The organism is Blautia sp. HCP3S3_C12 (assembly GCF_052064155.1).
GTDB lineage: Bacteria > Bacillota > Clostridia > Lachnospirales > Lachnospiraceae > Blautia_A.
Genome location: NZ_JBQHWC010000021.1, coordinates 55,273 through 65,051, shown reverse-complemented (window position 1 = coordinate 65,051; position 9,779 = coordinate 55,273). Strand labels below are relative to the sequence as shown.

General features: G+C 39.1%; 10 protein-coding genes and 1 pseudogene. 5 read left to right on the top strand and 6 right to left on the bottom strand.

The window, feature by feature from the left end; genetic code table 11:
* Positions 1-195: 195 nt before the first annotated feature.
* Together ACTNDS_RS14190 and eno are read left to right on the top strand one after the other, a co-directional pair.
* Positions 196-639: a group II intron maturase-specific domain-containing protein gene (locus ACTNDS_RS14190; RefSeq protein ID WP_441036512.1), complete on the top strand. Its 444-nt coding sequence runs from the start codon at positions 196-198 to the stop codon at positions 637-639.
* A 504-nt stretch (positions 640-1,143) separates the two neighbouring features.
* The gene (gene eno, locus ACTNDS_RS14185; RefSeq protein ID WP_441036516.1) at positions 1,144-2,448 is read left to right on the top strand and encodes a phosphopyruvate hydratase; all 1,305 of its coding nucleotides are present in this window, start codon (positions 1,144-1,146) and stop codon (positions 2,446-2,448) included.
* Between the two features lie 123 nt (positions 2,449-2,571).
* Here the strand turns inward: eno and mscL are convergent, their stop codons facing one another.
* From mscL to ACTNDS_RS14155, 6 genes and pseudogenes are all read right to left on the bottom strand, one after another.
* A complete protein-coding gene (gene mscL, locus ACTNDS_RS14180; RefSeq protein WP_441036510.1) occupies positions 2,572-2,997 on the bottom strand; it encodes a large conductance mechanosensitive channel protein MscL in 426 nt (141 codons plus the stop codon).
* Positions 2,998-3,154: 157 nt separating this feature from the next.
* The gene (locus ACTNDS_RS14175) at positions 3,155-3,562 is read right to left on the bottom strand and encodes an EAL domain-containing protein (protein ID WP_441036508.1); all 408 of its coding nucleotides are present in this window, start codon (positions 3,560-3,562) and stop codon (positions 3,155-3,157) included.
* Positions 3,474-3,662, bottom strand: coding sequence for a FeoA family protein (locus ACTNDS_RS14170; RefSeq protein ID WP_441036506.1), 189 nt, complete (start codon positions 3,660-3,662; stop codon positions 3,474-3,476). Before ACTNDS_RS14170 ends, ACTNDS_RS14175 begins: the two co-directional genes overlap by 89 nt.
* Positions 3,663-3,873: 211 nt before the next feature.
* The gene (locus tag ACTNDS_RS14165; protein ID WP_441036504.1) at positions 3,874-4,749 is read right to left on the bottom strand and encodes a ComEC/Rec2 family competence protein; all 876 of its coding nucleotides are present in this window, start codon (positions 4,747-4,749) and stop codon (positions 3,874-3,876) included.
* Between the two features lie 344 nt (positions 4,750-5,093).
* Positions 5,094-5,786, bottom strand: a complete 693-nt coding sequence (locus ACTNDS_RS14160; RefSeq protein ID WP_441036502.1) for a hypothetical protein — start codon at positions 5,784-5,786, stop codon at positions 5,094-5,096.
* A gap of 128 nt (positions 5,787-5,914) precedes the next feature.
* A pseudogene (locus tag ACTNDS_RS14155) lies at positions 5,915-7,023 on the bottom strand (alanine/glycine:cation symporter family protein).
* 88 nt (positions 7,024-7,111) lie between these two features.
* Here ACTNDS_RS14155 and ACTNDS_RS14150 point away from each other — a divergent pair.
* The 3 genes from ACTNDS_RS14150 (at position 7,112) to ACTNDS_RS14140 (ending at position 9,760) form a co-directional block, all read left to right on the top strand.
* On the top strand, positions 7,112-7,969 hold the full coding sequence (locus tag ACTNDS_RS14150) for a leucine-rich repeat protein (protein ID WP_441036500.1): 858 nt from the start codon (positions 7,112-7,114) through the stop codon (positions 7,967-7,969).
* A gap of 185 nt (positions 7,970-8,154) precedes the next feature.
* Positions 8,155-8,373 (top strand): DUF3791 domain-containing protein, encoded by a 219-nt coding sequence (locus ACTNDS_RS14145; protein ID WP_441036498.1) that lies wholly within the window; start codon positions 8,155-8,157, stop codon positions 8,371-8,373.
* 259 nt (positions 8,374-8,632) lie between these two features.
* Positions 8,633-9,760, top strand: coding sequence for a hypothetical protein (locus ACTNDS_RS14140; RefSeq protein WP_441036496.1), 1,128 nt, complete (start codon positions 8,633-8,635; stop codon positions 9,758-9,760).
* Positions 9,761-9,779 lie beyond the last annotated feature (19 nt).

The following is a 9,779-nucleotide window of genomic DNA, read 5'->3' as shown; positions in this document are numbered from 1 at the left end:
ACCATCTGTTGGAGAAGGAGCCGTATGAGTTGAGAGGCTCACGTACGGTTCTGATGGGGACTCAAGGGGAGGTTCCTTGGGTCTACCTACTTTGTTATGAGTTTTCAATATAAATCAGATGCTGAACTTGTCTACGAATTATTAAAGAAAAGGATGAAACACTTTGGACTGAGCCTGGAAGAGAAGAAAACAAGGTTGATAGAATTTGGAAGATTTGCGGAAGCAAACAGAACCAAACGAGGAGAACCCAAACCTGAAACATTCGATTTTCTGGGATTTACACACTACTGTTCACATGGCAAAAACGGTAAGTTCAGAGTAAAGAGGAAAACCAGCAGGAAGAAGTTCAGCCATAAATGCAAGGAAGTTCACAAGCTGATAGGAGAAATGAGAACATTACCCGTGAAAGTGATAGTGAAGAAACTTAATCAGATTCTTGTTGGATATTATCATTACTATGGAATCACAGATAATTCGAGGTCAATAACATCCTTCCGATACAGGGTGACGAAGAGTCTGTTCTTCTGGTTAAACAGAAGAAGTCAGAGAAGAAGTTACCAATGGAGTGGATTTTTGGACATGCTTACAAATGCATATCCCCTAGCGAAACCGAGAATATACGTGAGCATATATGGATAGCTGTAGAATAATTAGTTCCGTAAAGAGCCGGATGCGGAAAAGCCGCACGTCCGGATCTGTGAGGGGCACACCAAGTAATTGGTGTGTCTACTCGACTATGAGGTACCTACAGGATCAGATGGAGAAAAGACAGAAAAATAGAATTATTTTGAGTTGCAGATATAGCGACACTCGATTTAGGCGGAAAAAAACTGGAAGTTCACAATAAACCATAAATATACATGTGTTTTCTGAAATACTTTCTCAATATCTCCCCAATTACCCTCTTGCATTTCAACAAGAGTTAGAATACACCAACTATCAGAGTTAGGTATCATAAACTCTAGCGTGAATCAATCATTTGAACTCCATCTGAAGACCTGCTGAAACCTTCGGAACAATGGATCGCATCTGTGCTTGCTGAACTCACGGCTATGCTGAAGGCCGTACCTCAGATATGATCCCCCCGGTACATCCCAGTTGCGGTGTACCAGGAGTCCAAATACAAAACCAGAAAGGGGATTTATCATGTACTTAGAAATTGAGAAAGTAATTGGAAGAGAAATTCTGGATTCCAGAGGAAACCCAACAGTGGAAGCAGAAGTATATCTGATGGACGGCACTGTTGCAAGAGGAACAGCTCCAAGCGGTGCTTCCACAGGAGAATTCGAAGCTCTGGAACTGAGAGATGGAGATAAAGCTCGCTATCTTGGAAAAGGCGTACAGAAAGCAGTAGAGAACATCAACACAACAATCAACGAAGCAATCGAAGGTCTTGATGCAGGCGATATCTATGCAGTAGATGCAGCTATGATTGCAGCAGACGGAACAAAAGACAAATCCAAACTTGGAGCAAATGCAATCCTTGCAGTATCTATCGCATGCTGCAGAGCAGCGGCAGCTTCTCTTGAAATTCCGCTGTATCGTTTCCTTGGCGGAGTATCTGGAAACCGTCTCCCTGTACCAATGATGAACATCGTAAACGGCGGATGCCATGCATTATCATCCGGTCTGGATGTGCAGGAATTCATGATTATGCCAGTTGGGGCACCTTCCTTCAAGGAATGCTTAAGATGGTGTGCAGAAGTATTCCACGCACTTGCTTCTATTTTGAAAGAGCGCGGACTTGCCACATTAGTAGGTGACGAAGGTGGTTTCGCACCTGCACTGAAATCCGATGAAGAAGCAATCGAGACAATCCTCGAGGCAGTGAAGAAAGCCGGATATGAACCAGGCAAAGACTTCCGAATTGCCATGGATGCTGCTTCCTCCGAATGGAAGAGTGAAAAGGGAAAAGGATACTACAAACTTCCAAAAGCCGGCACAGAATATACATCTGAAGAACTCATCGAACACTGGGCTAAATTATGTGAGAAATATCCAATCATCTCCATCGAAGATGGTCTGGATGAAGAAGACTGGGAAGGATGGCAGAAACTTACAGACAGACTTGGTGACAAAATACAGCTTGTCGGTGACGACCTGTTTGTTACAAATACAGAAAGTCTTGCAAAAGGTATCAGCCTTGGTGCAGGTAATGCGATCCTGATCAAATTAAACCAGATCGGTTCCGTATCCGAAACACTGGAAGCAATCAAGATGGCTCACAAAGCAGGCTACACCGCAATTTCTTCTCATCGTTCCGGCGAGACAGCAGATACAACAATTGCAGATTTTACAGTAGCACTGAATACCTGCCAGATTAAGACCGGCGCCCCAAGCAGATCTGAACGTGTTGCAAAATACAATCAGCTTCTCCGCATCGAAGAAGAACTCGGTGCAAGCGCAGTATATCCGGGAATGAAAGCCTTCAATGTAAAACAGGACTAAACAAAACTATAGCAATCTTCGTAAATAACGCATACCATAAATAAACCTTTAAAATACAAAATGCATTTCTCATCTTAATCGTTTAGTGAGAAATGCATTTTTGTATATGAGACTTTATTATATTCATTCATCTGGATCAATACTATCTGTTTCTTCCGGTAACTGGGAAGTGCAGTGTGGACAGCGTGTAGCTTTGATGTCGATTTCGCTCATGCAGAAAGGACATTTCTTAGTAGTCGGAGCGGCTGGTTCTTCTTTTTTGGCACCGAAGGATGTTACTTTGTTCACTGCCTTCAGCAGGCAGAACAGGATGAATGCCATAATGATGAAGTTAACTACTGAAGAAATGAAAGAGGATGCGAATCCGGATACATCCTGGAGTGAATATGTAGCTCCGCCAGTAAGTACGTTGAGAACCGGATTGATGAAGTTGTCGGTCAAAGAGGTTACGATTCCGGAAAAAGCACCTCCGATAATAACACCGATTGCCATGTCCATGACATTGCCGCGCAGGGCAAATGTTTTGAATTCTTCCATGAATTTTTTCATTGGAATTTCCCCCTGAAAGTATTTTTTTGCTGTATCTTGCAGACAAGAGACAGATATCATGATTTTATGATAGCGCCGGAAGGTAAGAACGTCAATAGTTTTTACAAAATATAGAATGGAAAAGTATAATGTACTTGCAGCTGAGTGCCTGGTTTGATCAGAATGTTTTCTGCAACAATTGTTCAAATGATTCCTGACTCATAGGCTTATAGTAGTAATATCCCTGGAGCTCATCACAACCCTCTTCTACAAGGAAATCTACCATTTCTTTTGTTTCCACACCTTCGCAGACAATAAATTTCTTAGTCCTTTTTAACAGGTGAAAAATTTCCTGAAGGACAATCTTTCCGTTTTCAGACAGATCGTCCGAGAGAAAGCGTTTGTCTATTTTTACTTCATCAAAAAGAATATCTTTTAAAGTATTCAGAGAGGAATAGCCTGAACCAAAATCATCCATAGATATCCGTATGTTTTTATCATGAAAGAAACGGATCATGGCAATATCCTGAGTATATTCGCATGTAATAGCCATGGATTTCAGAAAGGAGTTCGACTTCACTTCCACATATAAATCCCAGGGATTCCAGGTAATGGCGCTGCTTTTCCTGCCCGCAGACTTTGCTTATCCGGTATTTCTTATTAAAATCTGCTAAGTTTAATGGCATAATTGTTCCTTTCATTTCTTATTATACATCGCTGTTATACTTGACTAACATAGTATACCATAATTTATAACGAAAAGAAGTTTTTTTGATTGTTGAGAAATTTTATCTCGACCATGAAATTTATGTGCGACAGCCTTTTATCTATTTAAACGCAGAAAACCCCACCCGATTGACGTCGGATGGGGTAGTTCAAGCTTTGGAAAGCAGTCTCTCAGTGTATGATCACACTCTTTCTGTGATCAAAAGAATATAATTTGCTGCCCAGACCTTTTAAAATATTTATATTTTCCTGGATAGCAGCATTGCTGTTTCGTAATGAAGCCTGTGCATCAATAAAGGTAACTTTTGGATGGATATATGTAAAGAAAGATTTCCGCCCTTTATTGTTTCCGTGATGGGGAGCCTGCAGGTAAGTTGCTTTTAATTCTGATCCGTATTCTTTTATTAACCTTTTTCCGATTGGGGAAATTATATCTCCAGTAAAAAGCATACTTGTCTTTTTGCCATATATCTTGAATACCAGGGAGGAGCCATTGCAAATGTCTTTTGTGGTATCATTGATATCATTACTGTAGCTGTTGAAAAATTTCATGTTAAGTCCATATAATTTCATGGCCTTTCCTGGCTTGATCCATTTGAGTTTGGGATAGTTAGATACCAAGCTCATGAATTTAGTGAAAACGGGATATTCATCCCAATAGTATTTGTATGTATTATATCGTTCTGCATTGATCTTTGGGGCCAGAACATATCCGATTTTGATCCCTTGTGGGTTTGATTTTATTTTGTTAAATGCTCCAACATGATCCGGATGAGGATGGGTGATGATCCATCCGTCAACTTTGTTGCCATTTTTTTTGATTACGTTTCTGACGCGTCCTTCATTTGCTGCCCAGCCTCCGTCTACGATAAATAATCTGCCGTTGCTGCCTTTAATGGTATAAAACATAGATTGGGCAGAATCATTGTCGCTACCATACTGTGTAACGGTCCAGGAAATATCTTTTGCCTGGCAGTCTATAGGTTTTCCGTTGAGTAGAATCATTACTAAAAGAAATAATGTTGTGATAAAAGAAATTCTTTTCATAAGCGGGCCTGTACTTTCTTAAAATATATATTTTTAAAATGAAAAATAGGACTTTTTGAAAGATATTTTGTAATTTTATTATATCATACTTTTCAGTAAACAGTCAGAAGTTTTTGCTGATTGAGAATACCCTCCGCGGAGGATGTTTTGCTATACTTTTGTAAATGATTTTGTGTTATATCCGTGGAAGATGTTTTCTCTGCACCATGACATTGAGGTACGGCTATATGCCGGACTGCAAACATGGAAAGGATCATTCCAAATGCCAATAAAAAAGGACTCCTGAAACAAGAGTCCCTTTGTGCATAAATAAAGTGACCGTATCTTACTGCAGCAGTGGGATGCTACTTCTTATACCAGAATTTCTTACATTGCACTTTCGTTTTTCCATCTGGGGCATCCGCCATCCTTCCGATTTTGAATCTGTAATTTTTGGTCTTTCCGGCTGGAATGTTTACATTGTAGGTTTGGGTGGGCGTTGCAGTTTCATCCAGCGGTATCTCAAAATACATTGTTACCTTTGTAATGGTATAACTTGAAGTGTTTTGCATACGGGCAGTTATATACAGCTCTCCGGTGTTGGGATTATAATCATATCCCTTGTAGCTGACCTTGAGCTGGCTTAGCTTAGGGGTAGCAGACCGGTACCAGAACGACAAGCACTTTACCTTAGGTGATTTATACGGTTGCTGAGCCATTTTTCCAACATAAACAGTCTTGTTTACTGTTTTTCCGGGATTGATTGTCACACTGAAGGTCTGGGTTATGGTTCCATCCTCCATGATTGGGATTTCATATTCCATCCTCACTTTTGTAATTGTGTAACTGGAAGTATTTTTCAGTTTCAGCTTCAGATATAACTTTGCGGTATCATTGTCATATTGGAATCCGCTGCAGCTTACTTTAAGCTGCTTGGCAGTTGGCTTGGAAGCAGCCAGTGTCAGCCTTGGAAAAAATGAAAGTACGGCAAATGCTGTCAGAAAGAAAAATACCAGATAGCTTCTGCGTTTTTTTATAAAGCGTTCCTTCATACTCATAAAATCTCCTCCTTACACGATAGGCTATAATAGTTTCAGGCAAATATTATGACTTTTGGTACACGTAATGCTTTGCCCAAGTTTATTCTATAGTTACCATATAATAGGAGAGAGAAAATTTCTATTAACTATTGGTTAGTTTTTTCATTCCAGTAATCTGTTTTTTGCTTCAGGTCAATATTCTTACTGAAAAATACAGGATTCTTTTTCTGCTGAATCTGTATTTCGTAATCCTTTAATGCCTTCACTACAGTATTGGACAGTATCAGGATTACCGGAATGTTGATCAACGCCATTACCCCCATCAATACATCGGAGATATGCCATAGTAATGTCATTTCCATACCTGCACCCCAAAATACTGCCAGTGCTGATGCAATGCGAAATCCTGTCATGAATTTCCTGTCCGGTTGTTTTTTATGAATATAAGTCAGCAGATTGTCACAGTAGAAACAATTTCCCAATAATGTGGTAAAAGCAAATAATACCATGGCGATCATAATAAAATATGGGCCAAAAGACCCCAGTGTCTTGTGAAGTGCTGCCTGCACCCATGGTGCACCCTGAAGTTCTTTCGCAGGTATCACACCAGATACCAGACACATCATGGCAGTTGCAGTACACAATAATAACGTGTCAATAAACACAGACACCATCCCATTACCAGTGCCAGAATTCCGCCAATGATCCAAGGCGTGATATCTGCATTGTAAAATGGCTGGCCGGCAAAGGTAGACTGAAGATTGTAAGAAGCCAGCATATTAAATCCAAATGCATAAGTCAGGATCATGGCTATACAGAAAACCACTGCCAATCCTCTGCTGTGCAGTGCTGCTTCTATATAATAAGCCGGACCACCATAACACCTGCCATCTTTCCCTTTTTTCTTATATATCTGTGCCAGTGTGCTTTCTGCCAAAGCTGATGCACTGCCAAGAATGGCAATGATCCACATCCAGAATACGGAGCCTACACCACCGATGCAGATAGCAGAAGATACTCCCACAATGTTGCCTGTCCCTACACGAGATGCTGTAGAGACCATCAGTGCCTGAAAGGATGACACACTTTCTTTTCCGTCCGGCTTCTCCATTACAGCATTACAGGCTTTCCGAAATAAACGTACCTGCGGAAATCTGGTCCGAATAGTAAAATAGATGCCGGAACCAATTAATATCACAATCAGCAATTTGCTGTAAAGAAATGTGTTGATTGCGTCAATGATCGTTTGGAACATAAATTATCCTCTCAATAGAATTTTTATCATAAGTTACTGTTCTCTGTACATGACAGATACATCGGGCAAAAAAGACTGAATTATTATTATGATACAATATTTTTGCTTCTTTGAAAAGGGAATCTTTCATTGGAGGCACAGATTTCCAATTGCAAGAATTATAGGAAGAGAAGCGTTCATGGGATGTATCAATTTGAAAAATATTACGTTATCTTACAGGCTTTCAGATATTCAGGAAAGAGCGTTTATAAATTGTGCTGCTACTTCAATTAAATTACAGGATTTATACGGAAGCATTTCCATAGGAAAAAACGCGTTTGGATATAAATATGAAGACAATGGAACTATAAACAAAATTAATGGATTTAAAATCTATGGAAATGTTGGTACAAATGTCGAAAAATATGCAAAAGGAAATGGTTTTGATTTTATAAACTGTAAACCGGCAGCAGGACGTTTTTCTTTAAGTTTGAAGTCCAAAACGATGAATTATACTGGTAAAATGGTTAAACCAGGAATTACGGTAACTTATAAAGGGAAAAAAGTATCCAGTAAAAATTATACGGTAAAGTATTTCAATAATAAAGAAGTTGGAACAGCTACGGTTCTGGTTACCGGAAAGGGAAGCTATAAGAACTGTTCTGGTTTCACAACTTTCGAAATCCTTCCAAGTCCTGTGCAGAATTGGAAATGTGTAAGTAATAAAAAGGGAACGATTCAAGTTACATGGAAGTATAATAAAAATGCAGATTTATACAGGATTGAATTCAGTACAAAGGCTGACTTTTCAGATATGATATCGGAAATGATATATGATCCAAATAAAACTACTTGCACAAAAGAAAATTTGAAGTCAGGAAAGAAATATTATGTCAGAATATGTGTAAGTGATGTAAACGGAAAAACGTCTAATTGGAGTAAAGTAGCAACAGTAGTTGTGAAGTGATTTTTACTAAATGCATTGTAGGAAAACATGCATATGGAAAGTATCTGTGTATTCCTAACTGGGGGAACGGCGGTGTTGCAATATTGGATGCCTACTTTTTGATAATAATAAAAAAATATAGTGTATGAAAATAAAATAATTGTTATAATCTAAGTAAGAATATAACAGAAAGGTTGGTAGTGATTATGTGTGAGAAAAAAGAATTGAGTTTTTCAATTTTCATGATATATAGTCTTGCAGATAAATGGAAAATGTCCCCAGCCAAAGTGTATAAAATATTAAACTCAACTGGGATTTTGGATAATTATATTATTAAATGCTACGATGTTCTTCATACACAGGGAAAGAAATATTTGGTAGAGGATATTACTGATTATGTGAGGGAAAAAGAGGTTAATGTATGATTGTATATCATGGATCAAACAATGGTAGATAAGAAACAATTGGCAGAAGATTTGATTGAGAATGAACCGAAGCTTTTTGGATAAACCGAAACCGGTCAGAAGAATGGAAAAGAAAAAGATCTCAATGCCAGTGATGGCAGAGAGATCTTTTTTGTGTGGAATAAAATGTCTGGAAATGTTTTTTCTACTTGACATTCTGAGCAGTTCATCATACTCTTTTGTAGATGCGTTATTGTGAATGGAGCAGTAACTAAGATTTATGAACATAAAATGTAGAGGAAAGGGAAAAGCACAGATGAAAAACTGGGATAATGTAGTTTTGATGCCGGAGTTCGATGAGCAGGGTGTTGCATGCTATCGTCTCGAAGGTGGAGATTATGAAAATGAGTATTATGTTATTTCTGAGGCAGAATCAAGAAAACTTTTGAATACACCGGAAATAGTAGGATATGAGGTTTATAACTGTCTTGTTTCTTCCACTTCTCAGATGCTTTATTATCTGAAGGAGCAGAAGAAGGTTACAACAGCAAATATTCTTTCTATCCTGAGAGGTGCGCTGAATTATCCTCTCGAAGAGGCTTGTTATAGAGAACATATCCGTGTTCATGATATCAGCTTTCTTTCAAGTGAGCGTGTCTTTGAAGAAGAGGAGATCGCAGGCCTTGAAATCAAATACAGCAAGCTTACCATGGTACCGGACAGTACACTGATGATCGGTGACATCATTGCAAGCGGAGAGACACTGATCCACTGTCTTCGTTATGTAACTGATTTCTACAGAGATCACGGCGCAAGACTTCGCAATATTATTATCTTTACTATCGGCGGAACAAAAGGAATTGATATTCTTGAGAAGCTTACTGCAGAAATCCGCCAGTTCTGGCCGGAGTTTGAAGGCTTTATCACCGTTTATTATGAAGGAATCTTCAGTACATATCAGGATAAGGGTGTTTCCGGAATTAACCTTCCGGACGTGGATTTCTACTGGAAAGGTGGTATTGTTGCGCCTGAGTTCAGAAGAGAGACGCTTTCCATGTGCAGCCCTCTTTTTGAAAAATGTATTATTTATGATGGTGGTGCGAGACGTTACGAGATTCATGAGCATGTAGAAGAAGTTCTGGAATTCTGGAAAGGGATCAGTGAAAGAGCGGATAAGATCGATTTTAAGGAACTTCTGGATGAAAAACTGGGTTATCCGACTCCGATCAGCTATGAAGACTGGGTTAAGGCAAACCACTATCAGGATATCCGCCCGGCAGATGCAAAATGGCTGTATCGTCAGGAACTTGGATATATTGAAAGTATGAAAGATATTACATTAAAAGAGCTTGCAGAGCAGCGTATCGGAGAATTTACGGACGCACTGCGAAAATATATTTTAGATTAAGGAAAAACGGGGAGAACAG

Bases quoted from the DNA above. Each gene is read 5' to 3' on its own strand.
- mscL (WP_441036510.1), bottom strand. From the start codon at position 2,997: ATGAAAAAATTCATGGAAGAATTCAAAACATTTGCCCTGCGCGGCAAT.
- ACTNDS_RS14170 (WP_441036506.1), bottom strand. From the start codon at position 3,662: ATGCCATTAAACTTAGCAGATTTTAATAAGAAATACCGGATAAGCAAA.
- ACTNDS_RS14165 (WP_441036504.1), bottom strand. From the start codon at position 4,749: ATGAAAAGAATTTCTTTTATCACAACATTATTTCTTTTAGTAATGATT.
- ACTNDS_RS14160 (WP_441036502.1), bottom strand. From the start codon at position 5,786: ATGAGTATGAAGGAACGCTTTATAAAAAAACGCAGAAGCTATCTGGTA.
- ACTNDS_RS14150 (WP_441036500.1), top strand. From the start codon at position 7,112: ATGATACAATATTTTTGCTTCTTTGAAAAGGGAATCTTTCATTGGAGG.
- ACTNDS_RS14145 (WP_441036498.1), top strand. From the start codon at position 8,155: ATGTGTGAGAAAAAAGAATTGAGTTTTTCAATTTTCATGATATATAGT.
- ACTNDS_RS14140 (WP_441036496.1), top strand. From the start codon at position 8,633: ATGAACATAAAATGTAGAGGAAAGGGAAAAGCACAGATGAAAAACTGG.